This window comes from Anaeromyxobacter dehalogenans 2CP-C (assembly GCF_000013385.1).
GTDB classification, from domain to species: domain Bacteria; phylum Myxococcota; class Myxococcia; order Myxococcales; family Anaeromyxobacteraceae; genus Anaeromyxobacter; species Anaeromyxobacter dehalogenans_B.
In genome coordinates this window covers 3,254,851-3,278,886 of record NC_007760.1, presented here as the reverse complement: position 1 = coordinate 3,278,886, position 24,036 = coordinate 3,254,851, and the positions used below count along the sequence as shown (strand labels likewise).

General features: G+C 74.4%; 20 protein-coding genes. 13 read left to right on the top strand and 7 right to left on the bottom strand.

Features of this window, described 5'->3' with window-relative positions:
* Nucleotides 1-145 precede the first annotated feature (145 nt).
* Entirely contained in the window at nucleotides 146-601 is a 456-nt protein-coding gene (gene nrfH / locus ADEH_RS15020; protein WP_011421955.1) for a cytochrome c nitrite reductase small subunit, read from the top strand.
* Nucleotides 602-641: 40 nt separating this feature from the next.
* Nucleotides 642-2,312 carry an ammonia-forming cytochrome c nitrite reductase subunit c552 gene (locus ADEH_RS15015; protein WP_011421954.1) on the top strand — a complete coding sequence of 557 codons (1,671 nt, stop codon included), beginning with the start codon at nucleotides 642-644 and terminating at the stop codon, nucleotides 2,310-2,312.
* Nucleotides 2,313-2,335: 23 nt separating this feature from the next.
* Here the strand turns inward: ADEH_RS15015 and ADEH_RS15010 are convergent, their stop codons facing one another.
* The gene (locus ADEH_RS15010; protein ID WP_041453577.1) at nucleotides 2,336-2,698 is read right to left on the bottom strand and encodes a cupin domain-containing protein; all 363 of its coding nucleotides are present in this window, start codon (nucleotides 2,696-2,698) and stop codon (nucleotides 2,336-2,338) included.
* Between the two features lie 250 nt (nucleotides 2,699-2,948).
* Between ADEH_RS15010 and ADEH_RS15005 the strand changes: the two genes are divergently transcribed.
* Complete coding sequence (locus ADEH_RS15005; protein ID WP_011421952.1) at nucleotides 2,949-4,370, top strand: vanadium-dependent haloperoxidase; 1,422 nt, start codon at nucleotides 2,949-2,951, stop codon at nucleotides 4,368-4,370.
* A 135-nt stretch (nucleotides 4,371-4,505) separates the two neighbouring features.
* Nucleotides 4,506-6,620, top strand: a complete 2,115-nt coding sequence (locus tag ADEH_RS15000; protein WP_011421951.1) for a PD40 domain-containing protein — start codon at nucleotides 4,506-4,508, stop codon at nucleotides 6,618-6,620.
* Nucleotides 6,621-6,623: 3 nt separating this feature from the next.
* Here the strand turns inward: ADEH_RS15000 and ADEH_RS14995 are convergent, their stop codons facing one another.
* On the bottom strand, nucleotides 6,624-7,292 hold the full coding sequence (locus ADEH_RS14995; RefSeq protein ID WP_011421950.1) for an NAD(P)H-binding protein: 669 nt from the start codon (nucleotides 7,290-7,292) through the stop codon (nucleotides 6,624-6,626).
* 247 nt (nucleotides 7,293-7,539) lie between these two features.
* Here ADEH_RS14995 and ADEH_RS14990 point away from each other — a divergent pair, with 247 nt between their 5' ends.
* Nucleotides 7,540-8,772, top strand: coding sequence for an acetate/propionate family kinase (locus ADEH_RS14990; RefSeq protein WP_049760107.1), 1,233 nt, complete (start codon nucleotides 7,540-7,542; stop codon nucleotides 8,770-8,772).
* A 20-nt stretch (nucleotides 8,773-8,792) separates the two neighbouring features.
* Entirely contained in the window at nucleotides 8,793-10,937 is a 2,145-nt protein-coding gene (gene pta, locus ADEH_RS14985; protein ID WP_011421948.1) for a phosphate acetyltransferase, read from the top strand.
* Nucleotides 10,938-10,960: 23 nt separating this feature from the next.
* On the opposite strand, the gene ADEH_RS14980 is transcribed toward pta, so the two are convergent.
* Nucleotides 10,961-12,544, bottom strand: coding sequence for a B12-binding domain-containing radical SAM protein (locus ADEH_RS14980; protein ID WP_049760106.1), 1,584 nt, complete (start codon nucleotides 12,542-12,544; stop codon nucleotides 10,961-10,963).
* A 278-nt stretch (nucleotides 12,545-12,822) separates the two neighbouring features.
* On the opposite strand from ADEH_RS14980, the gene ADEH_RS14975 reads away from it, so the two are divergent.
* From ADEH_RS14975 to ADEH_RS14955, 5 genes are all read left to right on the top strand, one after another.
* Complete coding sequence (locus tag ADEH_RS14975; RefSeq protein WP_011421946.1) at nucleotides 12,823-13,302, top strand: cupin domain-containing protein; 480 nt, start codon at nucleotides 12,823-12,825, stop codon at nucleotides 13,300-13,302.
* Nucleotides 13,303-13,346: 44 nt separating this feature from the next.
* The gene (locus ADEH_RS14970; protein ID WP_011421945.1) at nucleotides 13,347-13,964 is read left to right on the top strand and encodes a histidine phosphatase family protein; all 618 of its coding nucleotides are present in this window, start codon (nucleotides 13,347-13,349) and stop codon (nucleotides 13,962-13,964) included.
* A gap of 243 nt (nucleotides 13,965-14,207) precedes the next feature.
* Nucleotides 14,208-15,371, top strand: a complete 1,164-nt coding sequence (locus tag ADEH_RS14965; protein ID WP_011421944.1) for a TRAP transporter substrate-binding protein — start codon at nucleotides 14,208-14,210, stop codon at nucleotides 15,369-15,371.
* Nucleotides 15,372-15,380: 9 nt separating this feature from the next.
* Nucleotides 15,381-16,049: a TRAP transporter small permease subunit gene (locus tag ADEH_RS14960; RefSeq protein ID WP_011421943.1), complete on the top strand. Its 669-nt coding sequence runs from the start codon at nucleotides 15,381-15,383 to the stop codon at nucleotides 16,047-16,049.
* Nucleotides 16,046-17,965: a TRAP transporter large permease gene (locus ADEH_RS14955; RefSeq protein ID WP_011421942.1), complete on the top strand. Its 1,920-nt coding sequence runs from the start codon at nucleotides 16,046-16,048 to the stop codon at nucleotides 17,963-17,965. The genes ADEH_RS14960 and ADEH_RS14955 overlap by 4 nt, the downstream gene beginning before the upstream one ends.
* Nucleotides 17,966-17,998: 33 nt before the next feature.
* Here the strand turns inward: ADEH_RS14955 and ADEH_RS14950 are convergent, their stop codons facing one another.
* Both ADEH_RS14950 and ADEH_RS14945 read right to left on the bottom strand, forming a co-directional pair.
* The gene (locus ADEH_RS14950; protein WP_011421941.1) at nucleotides 17,999-18,586 is read right to left on the bottom strand and encodes a zf-HC2 domain-containing protein; all 588 of its coding nucleotides are present in this window, start codon (nucleotides 18,584-18,586) and stop codon (nucleotides 17,999-18,001) included.
* The gene (locus ADEH_RS14945; protein ID WP_041453575.1) at nucleotides 18,583-19,155 is read right to left on the bottom strand and encodes an RNA polymerase sigma factor; all 573 of its coding nucleotides are present in this window, start codon (nucleotides 19,153-19,155) and stop codon (nucleotides 18,583-18,585) included. Before ADEH_RS14945 ends, ADEH_RS14950 begins: the two co-directional genes overlap by 4 nt.
* A gap of 134 nt (nucleotides 19,156-19,289) precedes the next feature.
* Here ADEH_RS14945 and ADEH_RS14940 point away from each other — a divergent pair, with 134 nt between their 5' ends.
* Nucleotides 19,290-20,036, top strand: a complete 747-nt coding sequence (locus ADEH_RS14940) for an MBL fold metallo-hydrolase (protein WP_011421939.1) — start codon at nucleotides 19,290-19,292, stop codon at nucleotides 20,034-20,036.
* Nucleotides 20,037-20,082: 46 nt separating this feature from the next.
* Here the strand turns inward: ADEH_RS14940 and ADEH_RS14935 are convergent, their stop codons facing one another.
* Nucleotides 20,083-21,918: an AMP-dependent synthetase/ligase gene (locus ADEH_RS14935; protein WP_049760105.1), complete on the bottom strand. Its 1,836-nt coding sequence runs from the start codon at nucleotides 21,916-21,918 to the stop codon at nucleotides 20,083-20,085.
* Between the two features lie 125 nt (nucleotides 21,919-22,043).
* The gene (locus tag ADEH_RS14930) at nucleotides 22,044-22,469 is read right to left on the bottom strand and encodes a VOC family protein (protein ID WP_011421937.1); all 426 of its coding nucleotides are present in this window, start codon (nucleotides 22,467-22,469) and stop codon (nucleotides 22,044-22,046) included.
* 376 nt (nucleotides 22,470-22,845) lie between these two features.
* On the opposite strand from ADEH_RS14930, the gene ADEH_RS14925 reads away from it, so the two are divergent.
* Nucleotides 22,846-23,997, top strand: a complete 1,152-nt coding sequence (locus ADEH_RS14925) for an NAD(P)/FAD-dependent oxidoreductase (RefSeq protein WP_011421936.1) — start codon at nucleotides 22,846-22,848, stop codon at nucleotides 23,995-23,997.
* Nucleotides 23,998-24,036 lie beyond the last annotated feature (39 nt).

The window sequence follows — 24,036 nt, the reverse complement described above, 5'->3', positions numbered from 1 at the left end:
GGCGCGCCCTGCCGGTCGCCCCCCCGGGGTTCCCTGCGTCCCTTTTGCGCATCCCCGATTGAAGCACCCGGCCCCGGGCGCAATGCGCGGTACCTTGCGACAATCGCGAACGTGCGCGTCGCCCGAGGGCGACGTTCGAGGGTCCATGCCATCGAGCCGCGGAGTGTCCGTGTTCCCGCTGTCGCTCGTGCTGGCGGCCACCGCCGGGCTGGCGCTCGGGCTCGGCGCCTTCGCGTTCGACTACGCGAAGGGGTCCTCGTACCTCGGGAACGACCCGAGGACCTGCGCCAACTGCCACGTGATGGAAGGCCACTACGCCGGGTGGCTGGCGGGCACGCACCACGCCGTCGCGACGTGCAACGACTGCCACACGCCCGCGGCCTTCGTCCCCAAGTACTGGGTGAAGGCCACCAACGGCTATCACCACTCGATGGCGTTCACGATGGGGGGCTACCCCGACGCCATCAAGGCCCGCCCCGAGAGCGCCAAGGTGGTGGAGGACAACTGCCGCCGCTGCCACGCCGCCGTGGTCGAGGACATCGCGCACGGGGGCGACGTCTCCTGCGTGCGGTGCCACCGCAACGTGGGCCACATCCGCTGATCCGCCCGTCCGTCCCGCAGCCCCGGAGAAGGAGCACGCAATGCCCGCCGAGACCCAGCCCACCAAGAACCGCGCGCTGCTCATCGCGCTCGTGGCCGGGGTGTTCGCCCTGGTCGCGGTGGGCGTCGCGATGCTGCTGGTGAACATCAGCGAGAAGAAGTCGGAGGCGCGCTTCTCGTACGTGCGGGTGGTCGAGGTCGGCGAGGACGACACCGACCCGGCCAAGTGGGGCAAGAACTGGCCGCGCGAGTTCGACGACTACAAGCGCACCGCCGAGCGGACGAGCACGAAGTACGGCGGCGCGATCGGCACCGCCGAGGGCGAGATGGCGCCGCAGAAGGCGGAGCGCGATCCCTGGCTGAAGCGCGTGTTCGCCGGCTACCTGTTCGCGGTGGACTACCGCGACCGCCGCGGCCACGCGTTCATGCTGAAGGACCAGGAGATCACGAAGCGCAACGTCCCGGGCGAGGGGAAGCAGTCCGGCAACTGCCTCCACTGCCACGGCTCGATCATGCCGCTGTACCGCAAGCTCGGGAAGGAGGCGGCGCCGCAGGGCTCGCCGGCCGAGCAGCTCCAGGCCGGCCTCGCGAAGGTGGCGGAGATGGGCTACTGGGACGCGCACAAGGCGCTCGAGGACATGGGCGGCGGCAAGGCGCACCCGGTCTCCTGCGTGGACTGCCACGACCCGGCGTCGATGGAGGTGCGGGTCTCGCGGCCCGGCTTCATCGCCGGCATCCAGAAGCTCGCCGCGGGCTCGGCCGAGGTGCCGCACCTCCCGTCGATCGATCGCTGGCGCAAGGGCGACCGGTCGAAGCCCTACGATCCGAACCTCGACTCGACGCGCCAGGAGCGCCGCGCCTACGTGTGCGGCCAGTGCCACGTCGAGTACTTCTGCGGCAAGGGCATGACGCTGCTGTTCCCGTGGGCCGAGGGGCTGAAGGTCGAGAACGCCGAGCACCTCTACGACAACCTGCAGGTCAAGGGGCAGCGCTTCAAGGACTGGGTGCACGCCGAGACCGGGTTCGAGGTGCTGAAGGCGCAGCACCCCGAGTTCGAGGTGTGGAGCCAGGGCATCCACGCGCGGAGCGGCGTCACCTGCGCCGACTGCCACATGCCGTACAAGCGCGAGGGCGCGCAGAAGTACTCCGACCACTGGGTGCGCAGCCCGCTGCTCCAGCCGAACCGCGCCTGCGCGACCTGCCACCCGCTGACCGACGACGAGCTGAAGGCGCGCGTGCTCGCCATCCAGGATCGTCACTTCGCGCTGCTCACCCGCGCCGGCAACGCCGCCGTGGCGATGATCGACGCCATCGTGGCGGTGCGGAAGCCCTACGACGAGCGGAACCTCGCCGCGGCCACCGCCAAGGCGAAGGAGACGCTCGCGAAGCAGGACGCGTTCCAGAAGCTGCCGAAGGAGGATCAGGACAAGAAGATGGGGGCCGAGGTGAAGGCCAACCTGCTCGCCTCGTGGCGCGAGGTGATCGCGAAGACGCCGGCGCTCCAGGAGCTCGAGAACCTGCAGCGGGCCGCGCAGTGGCGCCTCGACTTCGTGGCGGCCGAGAACTCCATGGGCTTCCACGCGCCGCAGGAGCTGGCCCGCATCCTGGGCGAGTCCATCGACCTCTCGCGCGAGGCGGAGGTGAAGGCCACGCGGCTCGCCGTCGGGACCGCCGCGTCCGCCGCGGCGGTGCCCGCGACGCAGCGCAGGTAGGGAACCCGCGCGCCGGCTCGCGCTCACGCGTCGCGGTGCACGAGCCCGGGGGCGAACGCCGGCGCGCAGACGGCGACGTACTCGGCCCCCTCGGCGGTGGGCGTGCTGTAGCGCACCCATTCGCCGCGGGGGACGACCACGGCCTGCCCGGGCCCGACGTCGATCACCCCCGAGGCGCTCTCCACGCGCAGGCTGCCCCGGAGCACCAGCGTGTACTCGTCGAACTCGGGCGTCTGCCCGGGCTCGCGCCAGCCCTCCGGGCTCACCATCCGGGCGATGCTGACCGCCTCGGTCCCGCTGTTCACGCGGCCCACGAACTCCTGGATCACCTTCGGCTTCGTGCCCGCCGCGGGGATGACCGTGGGCGCGCGGATGAGGGTCGGCATGGGAGTCTCCCGGCGCCCGACGTGGTGCGGGGCGCCTTCCTGGACGGGAGGCTCTAACCGGCGCCCCACGCCGCGTCGCGGGCCTCGCGAGGGGGGGGCACGCAACCCCAAACCGCGCGGCGATGGGCGGCGTTCGACGGCAACGCGCGGGATCCCTGGCGATCCCGCCGATCGCGCTTTGACCGGGATCAGTCCGCGTCCGAGGCTTCCGCCGCGGGCTCGAGACGAGCCCTCGAGGAGGAAGCCGGTCATGCGAGAGGCCCCTGAGCTGGTTCCCTGCAGCATCGAGCAGCGTGTTCCCCGGACGCCTTCGACCGCCGTCGCGGGCGCCGCCCCGCGGGGGGCGAAGGCGAGGACGATCGCCCGGCGCCGATGCGCCGCGCTCGCGGTCGGATGGCTCGCCACCGCCTGCCTGGCAGCGGACGACGCGGCGGCCGGGCCGGCGGCGAGCCGGTCCGCCGTGCTCGGGGCGAACGCGGTCACGACCTGGCACGCCTACGCCCAGGACCTCGTCGCCGGCTTCCCGGGCCGCGGGAACGCCGCGCAGGCGTACACCGCGTCGCTCATCCAGGTCGCGGTCTACGACGCCGTGGTGGCGATCCGTGGGCGCTACCCGCCGTTCCTCGCGCCGGTGCCCGCGCCCGCGGGCGCGGACCTCGACGCCGCCGTGGCGACGGCGGCGTACCGGGTCGGCATCGCGCGCGTGAACGCGGGAACGTCGCGGACCGCGTTCCAGGACCGGTACACGGCGTTCCTCGCCGCCATCCCGGACGGCGCGGCCAAGGCGGACGGCGTGGCGGTCGGCGAGGCGGCCGCCCAGGCGGTGCTGGCGGCGAGGAGCGGCGACCACTTCTACGACGCGGCGACGTTCGCGAACCCGCCCGCCGAGCCCGGCGTGTGGCAGGCGACCCCGGTCGCGAACGCCTACGCGACCGCCGGCGCCTCCGACCATGCCATGGCGTTCGTGATCCCGCTGACCGCGCCGTCGCCGGGCGCCCGCCGGGCGCCGCCGCCCCCGAACCTGCGCTCGGCGAGGTACGCGGACGCGCTCGCCGAGGTGAGGGAGTACGGACGCAAGGAGAGCGCCTCGCGGACCCCCGCGATGACCGACGTCGTCCAGTTCTGGACCGAGAGCGGCTTCACGCTGTGGCAGCGCAACACCCGCGACCTCGTGGCCGCCCGGAACCTCGACGAGCTCGAGACGGCGCGGGCGCTCGCGGCCATCGGCGTGGCCGGCGGCGAGGCCATGCTCGCGTGCTTCGAGAGCAAGTACCACTACCTGGGCTGGCGCCCGTTCCAGGCCATCCAGCGCGCCGACGAGGACGGCAACGAGCGGACCGAGCCGGAGCCGCTCTGGACGCCGCTCGTCCGCGCGAACCACCCCGAGTATCCGGCCGGACACGGCTGCTACGGGAGCGCCATGGCCACCTCGCTCCGGCTGCTGTTCGGCGACATGGCGGTCACGCTGACGAGCACCGGGAGCCAGGTCGCCGGCTGGCCGCAGGTGCCGTCGCGCCGCTACGCGTCGCTCGCGGCCATCCCCGACGAGAACGCCGACGCGCGGGTGTGGGGAGGGCTGCACTTCCGCACGACGATGGAGCAGTCGGCGCGCTGGATCCGCGACGTCACGAACGACGCGCTCTGCGGCCGCTTCGGCATCGCCTGCGAGTGACCCGGCCGGCTGGCGCGGCGCGGTGGCCCGGGCCGCGCCGCGCCCGGCGTCGATTGCGGCGCGCACCGCCCCCCGACTACATACCCGGTCGTCCGGCTCGCCCTCGGCGCGGCGGGGCGGACGCGGGGGGTGACCATGCCCGACTCGACTCCCGGAGGGGCCTCCGGCGCGGCGCGTCCCGCGTCGGACCGGCTCGAGTCGTGGAAGGAGATCGCGGCCTACCTGAGGCGCGACGTCACCACCGTGCAGCGCTGGGAGCGGCGCGAGGGCATGCCGGTGCACCGCCACCTGCACGACAAGCTCGGCTCGGTCTACGCGTTTCGCTCCGATCTCGACGCGTGGGCGCGCCGCCGGAGCGCCGGGGCGGCGGGCGGCGCGCCGGGCGAGGGGCCGGCGGAGGGTGGCCAGGAGGGTGACCCCGCGGGCGACCCGGGAACGGCGCCTGCGCCCGAGCCGGCCAGTCGCGGGCAGGCGGCGAGCGGGCACGTGGGGACCTCGCGGCCGGCGGTGCTGCTCGCGGCGGCGGCCGTCGCGGCGGCCGCCGCGGTGGGCGCGGGCGCGGTCTGGCTCCTCCAGCGGCAGGCCGCCTCGACGCGCGATCCGCTGGCCGGCGCCCGCTTCGTGCCGCTCACCGACTTCGGCGGCGTCGAGCAGGCGGCCGCGATCTCCGGCGACGGGCGCTTCGTCGCGTTCCTGTCGGACCGGGCCGGGCGGGTGGACGTGTGGCTCACGCAGGTCGGCTCCGGGCAGTTCCTGGACCTGACGCGCGGGAGCGCGCCCGAGCTGGTGAACCCCTCGATCCGGACGCTGGGCTTCTCGCCGGACGGCTCGCTGGTGACCTTCTGGGCCCGCGGACGCACCGGCTCGGACCCGCCGGACATCGGCATCTGGGCGGTGCCGCTGCTGGGCGGTCCGCCGCGGCCGTACCTGGAGGGCGCGGCGGAGTACGCCTGGACCCGCGACGGCACGCGCCTCGTCCACCACACGCCGGGCCCGGGCGATCCGATGTACGTGAGCGAGGCCGGCCGGCCGCACGAGGGCCGCCGGCTCTTCTCCGCGCCGGCGGGGCTGCACGCGCACTTCCAGACCTGGGCGCCCGATCAGAGGTTCGTGTACTTCGTGCAGGGGGCGCTCCCGGACCGCCTCGACCTGTGGCGGATCCGGGCGGACGGCAGCAGCGCACCGGAGCGCCTGACCCATCACGACGGCGTGGTCAGCCACCCGGTGTTCGTGGACGCGCGGATGCTGCTCTACCTCGCGACGGACGCCGACGGCTCCGGGCCGTGGCTGCACGCGCTCGACGTCGAGGACGGGGTCGCGCGGCGCGTGGGGACGGGCGCCGAGCGGTACACCTCGCTCGCGGCGAGCGCCGACGGGCGGCGCCTGGTCCTCACGCAGGCGAGCCCGAAGCGCACGCTCTGGCGCGTAGCGCTCGGACCGGATCGTGCGGATCTCGCCGGCGCGCGGCCGATCCCGCTGACCACCGGGACCGGGGGGTCTCCGCGGCTCGGGCCCGGATACCTCGTCTACGTCTCGGCGAAGGGCGCCGGCGACGGCCTGTGGAAGCTGCAGGACGGCGCCAGCACCGAGCTCTGGAGCCAGCCCGGGGCGCGGATCGCCGGCGCGCCGGCCGTCCGCAGGGACGGGCGGCGGATCGCGTTCTGGACGCGCGAGGGCGGGCGGACCCGCCTCCGCGTGGTGGACGCGGACGGCACCGGCGGGCGCGTGGTCACCGACGCGCTCCAGCTCTCCGGCGCGCCGGCGTGGATGCCGGACGGCGCGTCGCTCGCGGTCGGCGCCATCGTGAACGGCGCGCCGAGGCTGTTCCGCGTGCCGCTCGAGGGCGGCGCACCCGCGCCGCTGGTGGCGGAGCCGTCGGCGGACCCGGCCTGGTCACCGGCGGGCGATCTCTTCGCCTTCACCGGCGCGGACGTCGGCACCACGTTCCCGCTGAAGGCGGTGAACGCCGACGGGAGCGCGCACCGGATGCCGCCGCTCACGCTCACGCGAGGGGAGCGGCACGTCGCGTTCCTCCCCGGGGGGCGGTCGATCGCGGTGCTGCGGGGCGAGATCCGCCGCAAGCACCTCGCGGCGGTGGACCTCGCGTCGGGCGCGTCGCGCCCGCTCATCGTGCTGCCGCCCGACTTCGACGTCCGCGACTTCGACGTGTCGCCCGACGGCCGCGAGCTGGTGCTGGAGCAGGTGCAGGAGCGCTCGGACCTGGTCCTCGTCGAGCGGCCCGGGGGCTGAGCCTCAGCGCCCGAGCGCGTGCAGCCGCTCGCTCTCCACGACGCGGACGGGCTCCGCGGCGTCGTCGAGCGCGAGCCGGACGAGCGCGCGGGCGACCGCGTCGGCCGGGACGGGCGCGTGGCGGCGCTCCCTGCCGAGCACCGCGAACGCCGCGCGGGCGAGCGGGAGCGCGAGCCGCTCGCCGAGCCGGGGCTCCTTCCGCGCGCCGCCGTCGTCGATGAACGAGGGGCGGAGCACCGTGAGCTGCGGGTACCCGAGGCGCGCCAGCGCCGCCTCGGCCTCGCCCTTCGTCCGCAGGTAGAAGTTGCCCGAGCGCGGGCTCGCGCCCAGCGAGCTCACCAGCACGAAGCGCCGGGCGCCCCTCGCCCGCGCGGCCTCGGCGAACGCGACCACCGCCTCGAGATCCACCGCCCGGAACGCCTCCCGCGACCCGGCCTGCTTCATGGTCGTGCCGAGGCAGCAGACCGCGACGTCCACCGGCTCCGGCAGCGCCCGCCGGAGCGCGGCCGGATCGCGGAGCTCCGCGATCCGCGAGGTGAGCCTGGCGTGCTCGATCGGCAGCGCGCGCCGCCCGATCGCGATCACCCGGCCGACGTCGTCGCGGGCGAGCAGGTGCCGGAGCGCGAGGGAGCCGACGAGGCCCGAGGCGCCGGCGATGGCGAGGGTCCGCATGGCGTACCGATAATCGAGCGCACCGCGCGCCGCGACGCGTCAGCGCGTGGCCGTGACCTCGATCAAGCGCGGGCGCGTCCGTGCGCGGAAATGCCGCGAGTGGCTCTTGCGCGCCGCGCGCCCCACATGAGACCGTGACCGCTCCGAGGCCATCGCGTCCGCGAGGCTTACGGCTCCAGCCCCATGTCCCGTCCAGACTCCGTGCCCGTCGGCGCGACGGAGCCCTCGTCTCGTGGAGGTAGATGGCGTGATCGTTCTGGTGCTGAACTGCGGAAGCTCGTCGGCGAAGTTCGCGGTGATCGACGCGGTGACCGGCCGTGAGCTGGTCTCGGGCGTCGCGCAGCGGGTCGGCTCGGCGCAGGCGACGCTCGACTTCAAGGTGGACGGCAGGAAGGAGTCGCGCCTGCTGCACGGGGCCGGGCACGAGCGGGCCCTGCGCGCGGTGGTCGAGCTCCTCGACGAGCTCGGGGTGGCGGGCGAGATCGCGGGCGTCGGGCACCGCGTCGTCCACGGGGGCGCGAAGTTCTCCGGCTCGATGCCCATCACGCCCGCCGTCGTCGCGAAGATCGAGGAGTGCATCCCGCTCGGACCGCTCCACAACCCGGCCAACCTGCTCGGCATCCGCATCGCGCAGGAGCTGTTCCCGGCGCTGCCGCAGGTGGCGGTGTTCGACACCGCGTTCCACCAGACCATGCCGTCGCGCGCGTACCTGTACGCCGTGCCGTACGAGTGGTTCGCGAAGCACGAGGTGCGGCGGTACGGCTTCCACGGCACGAGCCACCGGTACGTCTCCCAGCAGGCGGTGAAGCAGCTCGGCCTCGACCCCGAGGACCACGCGGTCGTCACGGCGCACCTCGGGAACGGCTGCTCGCTCGCCGCGGTCCGCAACGGCGCCAGCATGGACACGACCATGGGGCTCACGCCGGTGGACGGCGTGGTGATGGGCACGCGCAGCGGCAACATCGACCCGTCGATCATCGCGCACATGAAGAAGGCGCTGCACTGCACCGCCGACCACGTGATGGACGAGCTGAACCGGAACTCCGGCCTGCTCGGCATCTCCGGCCTGTCGAACGACATGCGCACGCTGCAGGAGGCGGCCGCCAGCGGGCACGAGCGCGCCGCGCTCGCCATCGACAAGTTCTGCTACTCCGTCGCGAAGGCCGCCGCGGGCATGTTCGTGTCGCTGGGCCGGGTGGACGCGCTCGTGTTCACCGGCGGGATCGGCGAGAACGCGGTGGACGTCCGGGCCCGCATCGTGGAGCTGCTCGGCTTCGCCGGCTTCGCGCTCGACGCCCACGCCAACGCGTTCCACGGCAAGGCGCTCCGGGGCCGGATCACCCGGACCACCAGCCCGATGGCGGCGGTGATCGCCACCAACGAGGAGCTCATGATCGCCATGGACACCGCCGAGATCGCGGCCGCGCACGGCCACGCGGACGCGGAGGCGCCCGCCGCCGTGCGGCGCGCCTTCGCCTAGGGCCCGGGGAGCGCACGCAGATGGCCCACGTCCTCCTCCTCGCGCCGGCCGGACGCCAGGTCGGCCTCACCACCGCCTGCCTCGGGCTGGTGCGCGCCCTGGATCGCCAGGGCGTGCGCGTCGCCTTCGCGAAGCCCATCGCCGCGCGCGGCGAGGACCGCGTCTCGGCCCTGGTCCGGCTCGGGTCGAGCCTCCGGCCGCCGGACCCGATCCCTCGCGCCGAGGCCGACGCGCTGCTCGCCGCCGGGGACGACCAGACGCTGATGGAGCGGGTGGTGGCGCTCTGCGCGGGCGCCGCCGAGGGCGCGGACGTCCTGGTGGTCGCCGGCATGTGGCCCGAGCCCGGGATGGTGCACTCGACGCGGGTCAACGCGCTCATGCTGAAGGCGCTCGACGCCGAGCTGGTCCTGGTCGGCTCTCCCCGCGGCGAGACGCCGGCGGAGCTGGCGGACGCGATGGCGATCGCGGCGCGCGGGCTCGGCGGGTTCGGCGACGGCGAGCCGGTGAGCTGCTTCCTGAACCGCGTCGCCCCCCCGGCGCCGGCCGCCCGCGTGGGCGAGTCCCGGCCCATCTGGCTGGAGGCGGGCGAGGAGGGCGAGCTCCCGGCGGCGGAGATCGAGGCCTACCGCGCGGCGCTGGAGGCGGAGCGGCTCCGGCCCATCGCGGCAGTGCCGTCGCGCGGCGACCTCGCCGCCCCGCGCGTGAAGGACCTCGCCGAGGCGATCGGCGCGCGGGTCGTCCGCTCCGGCGACCTCGAGGGCCGGCGCATCCGGCACGTGGCGCTGTGCGCGATGGCGGTGCCGGGGTCGATCAAGACGTTCCGGCCCGGCACGCTCGTCATCACCCCCGGCGACCGGAGCGACATCCTGCTCGCCGCGGCGCTGGCCGTGCTGAACGGCGTGCCGCTCGCCGCGGTGCTGCTCACCGGCGGCGTCGAGCCCGAGCCCCACGTGTTCGAGATGTGCGACTCCGCGCTCCGGGCCGGGCTGCCGGTCCTCGCCGTGGACCAGGGCAGCTACGCCGCCGCGACCGCGGTGGCGGGCATGAACCTGCAGGTGCCCCCCGACGACGCGGTGCGGGTGGAGCGGGTGATGACGGCGGTGGCCGATCTCATCGACCCCGCCTGGCTGCGGTCCCGCGCCGCGACCACCCGCGTCCGGCGCCTCTCGCCGCCCGCGTTCCGGCAGCGGCTGGTGGAGGCGGCGCGCGCCGCGAACAAGCGGATCGTCCTGCCAGAGGGCGCCGAGCCGCGCACCGTGGCGGCGGCCGCCATCGCGCAGGAGCGCGGGATCGCGCGCTGCGTGCTGCTCGGCGACGCCGACGAGGTCCACGAGGTCGCGCGCCGGCAGGGCGTCACGCTGCCGCCCTCGATCGAGATCGTCGATCCGGCCCGGGTCGCGCCCTGGTACGTGGCGCCGCTGGTCGAGCGGCGCGCGGCCAAGGGGATGACCGCGGCGCAGGCCGCCCAGGAACTGGGCGACGCGGTGATGGTCGGCACCATGATGATGGCGCTCGACGAGGCGGACGGGCTCGTCTCCGGCGCGCTCCACACCACCGCGCACACCATCCGGCCGGCCCTCCAGATCGTGAAGACGGTGCCCGGCTGCAACCTGGTGTCGAGCGTGTTCTTCATGTGCCTGCCGGAGCAGGTGCTGGTGTTCGGCGACTGCGCCGTGAACCCGACGCCCACCGCCGAGCAGCTCGCCGACATCGCGGTCCAGAGCGCCGACTCGGCCGCCGCGTTCGGCATCGAGCCGCGCGTGGCCATGCTGTCCTACTCGACCGGCACGAGCGGCGCGGGCGAGGAGGTCGAGAAGGTGAAGCGCGCGACCGAGCTCGCGCGCGCGGCGCGGCCGGACCTCGCCATCGACGGGCCGCTGCAGTACGACGCGGCGGTCATGCCCGACGTGGCGCGCCAGAAGGCGCCCAGGTCGAGCGTGGCCGGCCGCGCGACGGTGTTCGTGTTCCCGGACCTCAACACCGGGAACGTCACCTACAAGGCCGTGCAGCGGAGCGCGAACGTGGTCAGCATCGGGCCGATGCTGCAGGGGCTCGCCAGGCCGGTGAACGACCTGAGCCGCGGGTGCCTGGTCGAGGACATCGTGTTCACCATCGCGCTCACGGCCATCCAGGCCAGGCAGCTGGCGGCGCGCCGGTCGCGCTGACGCGCCGCCGGGAGGGCCGTGCCCTAGCCGGCCAGGCCCGGGACCGCCGCCGCGCCGGCGACGGGGGTGCTCGCCCGCGCCCCGAGCTCCGCGAGCGCGCGGTCGATGCGCGGGAGCACCACCTCTCGCGTGTACGGGATGAGGCTCTCGCCGATCACCGCGAGCGCGAGCGCGCGGGGGACGGCCCCGGCGCCGCGGCGCAGCGCGTGCGCGACGAGGCGCCAGAACAGCCGCCGGCGCGGGCTCCGGACGCCGATCCCCCATGCGACCCTGCCCAGCGCGGCGAGGGCGCCCTCGTCGGCGCCCGCGTCCGCGACCGCGCGGGCGCGCACCGGGAGCTGGTCGATCACGAGCGCGCAGCGCGCGTAGAACGCCGCGGGCGCGTAGAGCGCCTCGACGAGCCGCCGGTAGCCGGAGAGCAGCGCCCGCTCGTCCATGGCGGGCACGAAGTTCGGCCGCGCGCAGTTGTCGCCCGCGCTCTCCTCCCGCAGGCGCCCCTCCGCCTCGAGGCGCCGCCACAGGCGCGTGCCGGGGAGCGCCATCAGCACCCCGGCCATCGCCCTCGGGATGGGCAGGCCGGAGATGAGCTCGAGCTGGCGGTCGAAGATGTCGGGGCCCTCGCTGTCGAACCCCACGATGAACCCGGCGAACACCTCCAGGCCGGCGCGGGTGAGCTCCTCGACGGCGCGGGCGGCGGGCACGCGGAGGTTCTGGCGCTTGCCGGTCTCGGCGAGCGCGGCGGCGGAGGGCGTCTCGATCCCGACGAACACCTCCTGGAAGCCGGCGGCGACCATCGCGGAGACGAGCTCGGGGGCGCCGGCGAGGTCGAGGCTCGCCTCGGTGCAGAGCTGGAACGGGAACCCGTGCCGCTCCTGCCAGGCCCGGAGCACCGGGAGCAGGCGCGCCACCTCGCGCCGGTTGCCGACGAAGTTGTCGTCCACGAAGAACAGCGCGCCGCGGGCGCCGCGCCCGTGCAGGTCGTCGAGCTCCGCGACCACCTGCTCCGGCGTCTTCACCCGCGGCACGCGCCCGAACAGCTCGACGATGTCGCAGAACTCGCAGTGGAACGGGCAGCCGCGCGAGTACTGCAGCGAGGCGTTGGCGTAGCGCGAGAGGTCCACGAGGTCGAACCGCGGGACGCGCGCCAGGGAGAGGTCGGGCCGGCCGTCCCCCTCGGGAGAGAGGTCGCGCGGCGCCGCCGGCACGTCGCCCGCCAGCGCGCGCACCAGCAGGTCGAGGCGGCCCTCGGCCTCGCCGCGGAAGACGTGATCGGCCTCGGGGAAGCGCTCGGGCGCGCTGCTCGGCCCCGCGCCGCCGACCACCGTGCGACGGCCCAGGGCGCGCGCGCGCAGGACCACCTCGCGCATCGACGGAGCCTGCACCAGCATCCCGGAGACGAGCACCGCGTCCGCCCAGAGGAGGTCGGCGTCGTCGAGCGGGCCGACCTCGAGGTCGCGCAGCCGCAGCTCCCAGCGGTCCGGCAGGTGCGCCGCGAGCGTGGCGAGCCCCAGCGGCGGCATGGTGGCGGCCTTTCCGATGAAGGGGAGGCTGTGCTCGAAGCTCCAGTAGGTGCGCGGGGAGCGGGACTGCACGAGGAGGGCACGCATGGTCCTCCATCCGTGCGCGCCTCGCGTCACGGGCCGGTCACCGCACCGCGGGTGCAACCAGGTCCCCTCGTCGGAGTGCGACCGGGGCCGGGAGCGCCGCGAGCTCCCGCTGCCTCGCCCACCGCGCGCGCTCCCGGGGCGGGGACCGCCCGTCGGCACGGCTCGTCGAGCGCTCCCTGAAGCGCCAGGGCCGCGGCGATCCCCGGCAGGGGAGGCGGACGGGAGCGGGCCAGGGGGTATGCTCCGCGCCCCTCCGTCCTGCCTTCGAGGAGCACCGCATGAGCCCGCCCGTTCCGCCCATCGCCATCGAGGCCGCCACCGCGCCGTCGCGGAAGGGCGCCCAGCTCGTCCCCGAGCCGTTCGCGACGCGCCTCTCGCGCCGGGTCAAGCACGCCCTCGGGGATCCGTTCGGCCTGAGGGCGTTCGGCGTCAACCTCATGCGGCTGCCCGCGGGCGACACCTCGGCCATCCACCACCGCCACACGGTGCAGGACGAGTTCGTGTACGTCCTCGAGGGCCACCCGACGCTCGTCACCGACGACGGCGACGTGCAGCTCGCCCCCGGCATGTGCGCCGGCTTCCCCGCGAGCGGGCGGGCCCACCACCTGGAGAACCGCACCGGGCACGACGTGGTCGTGCTGGAGGTGGGCGATCGCGCCACCGGGGACCAGGTGATCTACCCGATGGACGACCTCATGCTCGTGCCCGGGCCCGACGGTCGGCGCCGCTTCGTGCACAAGGACGGGACGCCGTACTGAGCCCCGCCTGGCGGTCCGGGCGCGCGGAGGGTAGGTTCGGGCCGATGCCGCCGCCCGAGCGCCACCTCCTCCTCGTCCGCCACGGCGAGACCGACTGGAACGCCGCCGGGCGCCTGCAGGGCCAGACCGACGTGCCGCTCAACGCGAACGGACGGGCGCAGGCGCTCGCCCTGGCGTCCCGGCTCCGCGCCGAGGGCGTCCGCGCCATCGGCGCGAGCGATCTCTCCCGCGCGCGCGGCACCGCGGAGATCGTGGGCGGGGCGCTGGGCCTGGAGGTCGCGCTGCTGGACGCGGACCTGCGCGAGCGCGGCTACGGCGCGTGGGAGGGGCTGACGCGCGGCGAGTGCGCGGCGCGCCACCCGGAGGCGTGGGCGCGCCACGTCGCCGATCCCCGCACGCCGCCGCCCGGCGGCGAGACCGCCGAGGCGCTCCTCGCGCGCGTGGTGCCGGCCATCCACCGGGCCGCCGAGCGCCTCGCCTCGCCCGCGGTGCTCGTCACGCACGGTGGAGTCATGCGGGCGTTCCTGTCCGCCGTGCTCGACGGCGGCCCGGTCGCCGGGGCGGTCGCGCCGCGCGTCGTCCCGAACGGTGGCGTGTGGCGCGTGCGCCTCGTGGACGGCCGCGTGGTGGGCGCCGCCGCGCTCGACGGCATCGCGAGCTGAGCCGTCCCCGAGGGTCGCGGCGCCACGCCCCGCGCCGGCGCGTGACGCGCCGCGGCGCCACGCCCGGTGACCTTCGTCGAGGGGACCCGATCCCGGCGCGTCGCGCCCCGGACGGTTCCGGATTGACGCTGCGTGACACGCCTCCGGCGCGCGAACCGACGCGCTGTACCCCGACGAAGGATTGCCGGCGCCCCGGGCAGCACAAAGAACCGCTGACCACCCCGATTTCCGGGAGGAGCGCGCATGAAGAAGACCACGAGCAGGTCCCAGCCGGACACCGCCCCGAAGGCTTCCCGCCGTTCGTTCCTGAAGAAGGCAGCCCTCGGCGCCGCGGGCGTGGCGGCGGGGGCGGCGGCGCCCACCATCCACGTCGCGCAGGCGCCCATCACGCTGCGCTTCCAGAGCACCTGGCCGCAGAAGGACATCTTCCACGAGTTCGCGCTCGACTACGCGAAGAAGGTCAACGAGATGTCCGGCGGGCGCCTCAAGATCGAGGTCCTCGCGGCCGGCTCGGTGGTGAAGGCGTTCGACCTCCTCGACGCGGTCTCGAAGGGCACGCTCGACGGCGGCCACGGCGTGGTCGCCTACTGGTACGGCAAGAACACCGCGCTGGCGCTGTGGGGCTCCGGCCCCGCGTTCGGGATGGATCCGAACATGGTGCTCGCGTGGCACCACTACGGCGGCGGCCGGCAGCTCCTCGAGGAGATCTACAGGTCGCTCAACCTGGACGTCGTCTCGCTCATGTACGGGCCCATGCCGACGCAGCCGCTCGGCTGGTTCAAGCAGAAGCCCATCGCGAAGCCGGACGACATGAAGGGGCTCAAGTTCCGGACCGTCGGCCTCTCCATCGACATCTTCAACGGCCTGGGCGCCGCGGTGAACGCGCTGCCCGGCGCGGAGATCGTGCCGGCGATGGACCGGGGCCTCCTCGACGCCGCCGAGTTCAACAACGCCTCCTCGGATCGCGTGCTCGGGTTCCCGGACGTCTCGAAGATCTGCATGCTGCAGAGCTTCCACCAGTGCTCGGAGCAGTTCGAGATCCTGTTCAACGGCAAGCGCTTCCAGGCGCTGCCGGCCGACCTCAAGTCCATCATCTCGATCGCCGCGCAGGCCGCGTCCGCGGACATGAGCTGGAAGGCCATCGACCGCTACTCCAGCGACTACTTCGAGATGCGGGACAAGCAGGGCGTGAAGTTCTACTCGACGCGCCCGGAGATCCTGAAGCGGCAGCTCGAGATCTGGGACCAGGTGATGGAGAAGCGCGCCGCGGAGAACCCGACGTTCAAGAAGGTCCTCGAGTCCCAGCGCAGGTTCGCGCAGCGCGCGGCGCGCTGGCAGAACGACACCAACGTGGACTTCAAGATGGCCTACAACCACTTCTTCGGCGGGAAGAAGAAGGCCACGTAGGAGCGCCGCATGCAGCGCATCCTCCTCGCGGTGGACCGGCTCTCCACCGCCGTCGGCCAGGCGTTCGCCTGGCTCATCGTGGCGATCACCGGGCTCGTGACGTGGGAGGTCTTCTCGCGCAAGTTCCTCGACGCCCCGCACGCCTGGTCGTTCGACGCGCAGATCATGATGTACGGCGTCCTGTTCATGATGGCGGGCGCCTACACCCTCGCGAAGAGCGGCCACGTGCGGGGCGACGTGCTCTACGGCTTCTTCCCGCCGCGCGTCCAGGCCGGGCTCGACCTCGTGCTGTACGTGGCGTTCTTCGTCCCGGGCGTGCTGGCGATGGTGTACGCGGGGTGGACGTACGCCGCGGAGTCGTTCGCGATCCGCGAGCACTCCACCGTCACGGTGGACGGCCCGCCCATCTACCCGTTCAAGGCGGCCATCCCGATGGCGGGCGGGCTGCTGCTGCTGCAGGGCCTCGTCGAGATCGTCCGCTGCCTCGCCTGCCTCAGGGCGGGCGAGTGGCCGTCGCGCACGCAGGACGTGGAGGAGGTGGACGTGGACAAGCTGAAGGAGCTCGTCCACGTGAAGGACGAGGACCTCGCCGCCCTGGACGCGCTGGTGGTCCGGCGCGAGGGCGGCGGCCCCGGGACCGAGCCGCCCGAGTCCGGCCGGAAGGACACGCGGCCATGAGGAAGGAGCTCTGGTTCGGCCTGGGCATGATGGCGGTGATCGTCGCGATCACCGCGTGGATCATGCCCGCCCCGTCGCAGATGACCACCGGCCACCTCGGGCTGCTCATGCTGTCGCTCGTGGTGGTCGCGATCATGCTGGGCTTCCCCACCGCGTTCACGCTCATGGGCATGGGCGTGCTCTTCGCCTGGCTGGCGTACCGCTTCGACGACCCCGCCATCGCCACGCAGCAGACGCTCGACCTGATGGTCCAGCGGACCTACGCGGTGATGACGAACGACGTGCTCATCTCGATCCCGCTGTTCGTCTTCATGGGGTACCTGGTCGAGCGCGCCAACCTCATCGAGCGGCTGTTCAGGAGCCTCCACCTCGCCATGGCCTTCGTGCCGGGCTCGCTCGCGGTCGCCACGCTCGCCACCTGCGCGCTGTTCGCGACCGCCACCGGCATCGTCGGCGCGGTGGTGACGCTCATGGGCCTGCTCGCCTTCCCGGCGATGCTCCGCGCCGGCTACGACATCAAGCTGTCGGCGGGCGCGATCACGGCGGGCGGCTGCCTCGGCATCCTCATCCCCCCGTCGGTGATGCTCATCCTCTACGGCGCCACCGCCGGCGTCTCGGTGGTGCAGCTGTACGCGGGCGCGTTCTTCCCCGGCCTGCTGCTCGCCGGCCTGTACGTCGCGTACGTGGTGGTGATCGCCCGGCTCCGGCCCTCGCTCGCGCCGCCGGCCACGCCGGAGGAGCGGACGGTCACGCTGCCGGAGCCGTCGCGGATCCTGGCGGGGGGGCGGCGCCGCCTGGCCGTCCCGGCGCTGCTCGGGGCGCTGACCCGGCCGCCGCCGGGCGTCGGGCGCCGGTGGGCGGGGCGCCAGCTCGCGACCGCGCTCCTGCCGGCGATCGCGCTGGCCCTCGGGATCGCGGCGGTGCACGGCGTCGTCACCGCCGAGCGCGTGGTGGACACCGGCGGCCTGGCCGAGGTCGGCGACGGCGAGGCGGCGCCGGCGGAGGCGTACCAGGGCGCGGAGCTCGCGCCGCTGGAGGACGACGGGGCGCCGGCGGAGGCGGGGGCGGAGCCCGGGCCGGCGGCCGGGGCGACCGCCGCGGTGGAGGAGGTCCGCGAGGCCGGCGCGGAGGCTCCGGCGCCCGCCGCGCCGGCGGACCGCAAGCCGGCCCCCGCGGCGTTCTGGATCGCGGTTGCGGCGGCGCTGGCCGCGCTCGCCGTGCACTACGGCGTCTTCACGCTCGAGCGGCTCGAGATCCTGAAGATGCTGCTCACCAGCTTCTTCCCGCTGACCACGCTCATCCTCGCCGTGCTCGGGTCGATCGTGTTCGGGTGGGCCACGCCGACCGAGGCGGCCGCGCTCGGGGCCGCCGGCGCGATGGTGCTCACCGGCGCCTACCGGCAGTTCAGGTGGTCGGTGCTGAAGGAGTCGGTGTTCCTGACCGCGAAGACGACCGCGATGGTGTGCTGGCTGTTCGTGGGCTCGTCGATCTTCTCGGCGGCGTTCGCGCTGCTCGGGGGCCAGGGGCTCATCGAGCGCTGGGTGCTCGGGCTCGACCTCACGCCCATCCAGTTCATGGTGCTGGCGCAGGCGATCATCTTCCTGCTCGGGTGGCCGCTGGAGTGGACCGAGATCATCGTCATCTTCATGCCCATCTTCATCCCGCTGCTCGGGCACTTCGAGATCGACCCGCTCTTCTTCGGGCTGCTGGTGGCGCTCAACCTCCAGACCGCGTTCCTGTCGCCGCCGGTGGCCATGGCGGCGTTCTACCTGAAGGGCGTCGCGCCCCGGCACGTGACCCTGAACCAGATCTTCGCCGGGATGATGCCGTTCATGGCCATCCAGATCCTGGCGCTCGTGCTGCTCTACGTGTTCCCGCAGATCGGGCTCTGGCTGCCCCGAGTGCTCTACCGGTGAAGGCGCGCCGCAGGGGCGGCGGGCGAGGGTCGCTCAGCGCGGGGAGGCGGGGCCGGTCCAGGGCTCGTGGGCGAGCCCGTACTCGCCCACCACCGCCTCGCCGCCGGCGGCCACGCGGATCAGCCGGAACGACACCCGGGTGGCGGAGCGCCGCCGCTCGCGGGCGGCGACCGAGAGCCACACCACCGTGCCGGTGGTCCGGTCGAGCGGCACGTCGTCCACCCTGACCGGCGGCTCGTCGCCGACGCGGGCCAGGAGATCGAAGCGGCCCTCCTCGCCGGCGGCGAGGCCGCGCACGTCCAGCACCGCCGCCATGACCTCGTCCTCGGGCCAGACCGAGCAGGGGACGACCTCGCCGGCGGCGATGGGGTACCGGTGCACGCGGAGCCCGTCGCGCTCGAGCCGGGCCAGCACGGCCGCGGTTGAGGGCCCCGCCACCGCGCCGGCCCGCGCCAGCGCGGCGATCCCACCCGCCACGTCGGCGAGGCGAGCGGCCCGGACTGCGCAGGCCTCGCACGCGAGCAGGTGCTCCTCGAGCGCGTCCCGCTCCGCCTGCGCGAGATCGCCGGCCCACCAGTCGGAGAGGTCGTCCCAGCCCGGGCAGCGAGGATCCGCGCTCATCCGGCCGCCTCCTCGAGGCCGAGGCAGGTGCGCAGGTGGCGCAGCGCGCGGTGGCGCAGCACGCGGACGTGGGCCGCGCTGAGCGCGTGATCCCGCGAGATCGCCTCGGCGGGCTGCTCCGCGTAGAAGGTCGCCACCACGACGGCGCGCTCACGGGCCGCGAGCGCCTCGAGGCAGCGCGCGAGGCGATCGCGCGGGAGCGGCTCGGCCGGCGGATCGAGCGGGGCGGGGAGGGGCTCGGCGGACAGGAGGGCCTCGCGCCGGCGCGCGGTGCGGACGGCGCTTCCGGCGAGCTGCCGGCACGTCGAGAGCACGAACGAGGCGAGGCGGTCCGGCTCGCGCACCGCGCCGGCGCGCAGGCGGGCGATCACGGCCACGAGCACGTCCTGCGCCAGGTCGGCCGCGGCGGCCTCCTCGCGCAGGTGGCGCAGCCCGTACAGGCGGATCCGCGGCCGGAAGCGCCGGCACAGCGCCTCCTCGGCCGCACGGTCGCCGCGGGCGGCGCGCCGCGCCAGCGCTCCGTCCGACGCGTCGTCGGGCGCGTCCGCCGTGGTTCCCGCCCAGCCCATGCGCGACCGCATAACGGCGGGAGGGCCGGCGCGCCCCGGCCGCCCCTTCCGAGGCGCCGTAACGGCCCGGGCGGCCGTGACACCTCCGCGCTGGAGGCGCCCGGCCCTCGGGCGCCGGAGGCGAGGAACCCCACATGCTGACGAACACCGGCTCCGGAACGCGCGTAGACGAGGTCGCCGCGGGCACCTTCCGCATCTCCACCCCCATCCCGCCGGCGGCCGTGTCGGGCGGCTTCAGCTTCAACCAGTACCTCGTCGTGGACGAGCAGCCGCTCCTGTTCCACACCGGGCCGCGGCGGCTCTTCCCGCTCGTGCGCGAGGCGGTCGCCGCGGTGATGCCGGTCGAGGATCTCCGGTGGATCGGCTTCTCGCACTACGAGGCAGACGAGTGCGGCTCGCTCAACGAGTGGCTGGCGGCGGCGCCGAGGGCGGAGCCGCTGTGCGGCCGGATCGCCGCGATGGTCTCGATCTCCGACGTGGCGGACCGGGCGCCGAGGGCGCTCGCCGACGGGGAGGCGCTCCGGCTCGGCCGGCACGAGGTGACCTGGATCGACGCCCCGCACCTGCCGCACGGCTGGGAGTGCGGGTACCTCTTCGACGGCAGCACCGGGACGCTGCTCTGCGGCGACCTGTTCACGCAGCCCGGCTGCGCGGAGGGGCCGGCCGTGACCGCCGGGGACATCCTCGGGCCGAGCGAGGCGCTCCGGCGCGGGCTCGACTACTTCAGCGGGACGCGGAGCCTCTCGCCGCTCGTCGAGAAGCTCGCCGCGCGGCGGCCCACCACGCTCGCGTGCATGCACGGGCAGGCCTGGGAGGGCGACGGCGCCGCGCTCCTCCGGGCGCTCGGGGACGCGCTGGGCTCCTCACCCGCGGCGCGCTGATCGGGGGCGGCGACGGGCGCGAGCTTCCGGCTGAAGCACCTCGCGGTCAGTGCCGGCCCGGGGATGGCGCGACCGCCGGACGCGCGCCGGCGTTCGCCGTTCCCGCGTACATCGCGTCGATGACGGCGCGGTGCTTCTGCACGACGACGCGGCGCTTGATCTTGAGGGTGGGGGTCAGCTCGCCGCCGTCCTGCGTGAACTCCGCGGGCATGAGCGTGAACCGCTTGATCTGCTCGAACCCGGCGAGGCGCCGGTTGACGTGCTCGATCCGCTCCTGGTAGAGGGCGACGATCTCCGGGCGCGACACGAGCTCCTCGCGCGAGGCGAAGCCGATGCCGTGCTCGCGGGCGTGCTGCTCGAGCACGGGGAACGCCGGGACCACGAGGGCGCTCACGTAGTTGCGCCGGTCGCCGAGGACGGCCACGTGCTCGACGTACGGCTCGCTGCCGAACATGGCCTCGATGTGCTGGGGCGCGATGTTCTTGCCTCCCGAGGTGATGATGAGGTCCTTGATGCGGTCGGTGATGTGCAGGAAGCCCTCGTCGTCGATGAAGCCCACGTCGCCGGTCTTGAACCACCCGTCCTCGAAGGCCGCCGCCGTCTCGGCGGGCCTCCGGTAGTAGCCCTTCATCACGTTGCCGCCGCGGGCGAGGATCTCGCCGTCCTTCGCGATCCTGAGCTCGCAATCCAGGACGGGACGGCCGACGGTGCCGAACTTGAACGCGCCGGGCGCGTTGCAGGTGAGCATGGGCGAGGTCTCGGTGAGCCCGTAGCCCTGGCAGATGAGCAGGCCGGCGGCGAAGAAGAACTCCTCGACCTCCTGCGAGAGGGGCGCGCCGCCGGCGGAGAAGAAGTTCTTCTCGCCGCCCACGACGTCGCGGATCTTCGAGAGGACCAGCGCGTCGGCCACGCGGTGGCGGAGCGCGAGCAGCGGCCCGGCGCGCCGCCGCGCCTTCCTGCGATGGCCGTACTCCTTGCCGACCGCCATGGCCCACCGGAACAGCGCCCGCCTCGGCGCGGACGCCTTGCCGATGCGGTCGAGCACGGCGGCGCAGATCTTCTCGTACAGGCGCGGGACGCTCACCATCGCGGTCGGCCTGAGCTCGGGCATGCAGGCGACGACGTCCTTGGGATCCGCGAGGTAGTCGTTCTCGGCGCCGCTCCGGAACACGTAGTAGGACCAGAGCCGCTCGTACACGTGGCTCAGCGGGAGGAAGCAGATGCTCCGGTCCTGGGCGCCGACCTGGAACCGGGCGTCCACGGCCCGGAACTGGTGGAAGAAGTTGGCGTGCGTCAGCACCGCGCCCTTCGGATCGCCCGTCGTCCCAGAGGTGTAGATGATCGTCGCGACGTCGTCGCTCGTCGCCGACTCGAGCCGCCGCTCCAGCTCCGCGTCGCGGGGCGACGCCGCGCCGTCCCGGACGAAGTCGTCGAAGTGCTGGGAACGGCCGCCGGAGAGCCGCGTGGTCCGGTCGAACGCGATCACCCACGGTGATGGCGCCCCGCCGGCCTGGAAGGAAGTGACCTTGTCGTACTGGGCCTGGTCGCCGACGAAGATCAGCTTCAGCCCGGCGTCGGTCGCGACGTACTCCGCCTGCGCGGTGGTGTTCGTGGCGTAGATGGGGACCGACACCGCCTTCGCGCTCAGGATGCCGAAGTCCGCGATGGCCCACTCCGGCGCGTTCCGCGCGAAGATCCCGACCCGGTCGCCTTCCTGGACGCCGCGCTCGAGCAGGGCCTTCGCCACCGCCCGGATCCGCTCGCCCAGGTCCGCGTAGGTGATGGACCTCCAGGCGCCGCCTTCCTTGTAGCGCATGGCGGTCTTGGGGCCGTGCGCGCGGACGCTGTCGCGGATCATGAACGCGAGGTGATCCTTGTCCATGGCGCGGCGATCGTACCGCGTGAGCGACCGACTGGACCGACGGCGGGCCGCGTCGTCCGGCCGCACGCCTCCGTAGCGCCTCGTCCATCCGCCACCTCGGCGGCGACACCGGGAGGCGACGGTCGTCAGGGCCGCGCGCCTGCCGGCGCGCCAGCGGGCTCGAAGAGCTCGACGGGGTTCCCGTCCGGGTCCTCGATCTGGACCTGGCGACCGCCAGGGCCGGTCTCCACGTCGTTGCGGAAGCGAACCCCCACCTTCTTCAGCTCGGCGACGAACCCGGGCAGGTCGTCCACCCGCAGCACGACCCGGTTCCAGCCGCCCGGCTCCTGCGGGCGACCCCCCGGCATCGGTCGCGACCCGGAGGCGCCGGGACCGCTGAGCAGGAGGCTCACCTCACCCAGCGAGACGTTGGCGAACGCCGGTAGCTGCTGGTGCTTCAGCTCGAACCCGAGCTGTCGCGTGTAGAACGCCACCGACCGGGCGACGTCCTTCACCTGGTATCGGACGCCGTGAACGCTCCGGACGAACGACCTTGCGGCAGGCTGGTCCATGCGCGCCTCCCTTCCTCGCCCGGATGTCTGATGCCGGTGCGCGGCTCGCGCCACCCCGTTCCTGGAGCCGCTGCTCCCGCCTGCCGCACGCCAAGGTCCCTGCCCATGAGATCCCGCGACCGGACGGCGCCGCGACGCGCCCAATGGGCGTGAGGCCACGGCGGCCCGGGTGGCCGGGAGGCGACCGGTGAGCTGGCTGAAGCGCATGCCGAGCCGGGTGGACCGCGCGTTTGTTCCTGAAGCTCAGGAGGATGGGGGCGCGGGGCATTCCGGACGGTCCGCGGGCCAGGCGACGGCGCCGCGGACGGCGGACGCGCACTGACAGGGGCTTGCGACGGACGCACGCGCCCTGCATCTCAGCCGCGCGGAGGTCGTCATGAACCCGAGCGTCCTCGTCCTGGGCGGCGGCGTCGGCGGCAACGTCGTCGCGACCGAGCTGCGCCGGCTGCTCCCACCGGACCACCGGATCACGGTGGTCGAGCGTTCCGACCGGTTCGTCCTCGGAGCCTCGCTCCTGCGGATCATCGTCGGCGAGGTCCGGCCGGAGGACGTCGCGCGGCCCATCTCCGGGCTCACGCGTCACGGGATCGAGGTGGTGACCGGCGAGGTCGAGCAGATCGACCCGGCGGCGCGCCGCGTGACCGTTGCCGGGCGAGCGCTCGCGGCGGATCGCCTCGTGGTCGCGCTGGGGGCGGACCTCGACGCTTCGGCGGTCCCCGGCCTGGCCGAGGCGGGGCACTCGTTCTACTCGATCGAGGGCGCGGTCGCGCTGCGCGACGCGCTCGCCCGGCTCGACGGCGGCCGGGTGGTCGTCCTCACCGCCGCGCCCGCGTACAAGTGTCCGGCCGCGCCGTACGAGACGGCGCTGCTCGTCGAGTGGAGCCTGCGCCGGAGGGGCGTCCGCGCGCGGTGCAGCATCGACCTGTATGCCGCGGAGCCGGGGCCCATGGGCGTGGCCGGCCCGGCGGTCTCGGCCGCGGTGCGCGGGCTCCTCGGGACCAAGGGCATCGCCTACCATCCGGAGCACCAGGTGGTGCGCGCGGACGCTGCGGCGCGTCGCCTGGACTTCTCGAACGGCGCATCGGCCGCATACGACCTGCTCGCGTTCGTCGCGCCGCACCGCGCCCCGCGTGCCGTGCGGGAGGCGGGCCTCACCGGCGAGAGCGGGTGGGTCCCGGTCGATCGCGCGACGCTCCGGACCCGGTTCGAGCGCGTGTGGGCCATCGGCGACGTCACCGGGATCCCGCTGAAGGTGGGCAAGCCGCTCCCGAAGGCCGCCTCGTTCGCGCGTGGCGAGGCGGAGGTCGTGGCCCGCGCGATCGCGGCCGAGGTGACGGGTGGCGAGCCCGCCGGCGCCTACGCTGCGATGGGCGAGTGCTGGGTCGAGACCGGCGACGGGGTGGCCGCGTTCGGCCACGGCGACTTCTTCGCGGAGCCGGCCCCGGCCGTCTCGCTGGAGCCGCCGGGCGAGGAGGCCCACCGCGCGAAGGAGGCGTGGGAGCGGGAGTGGCTGGCGCGCTGGGGGTGAGCCCCAGCCCGGAGCGCAGGCGGCGATCGGGGGGAGCTG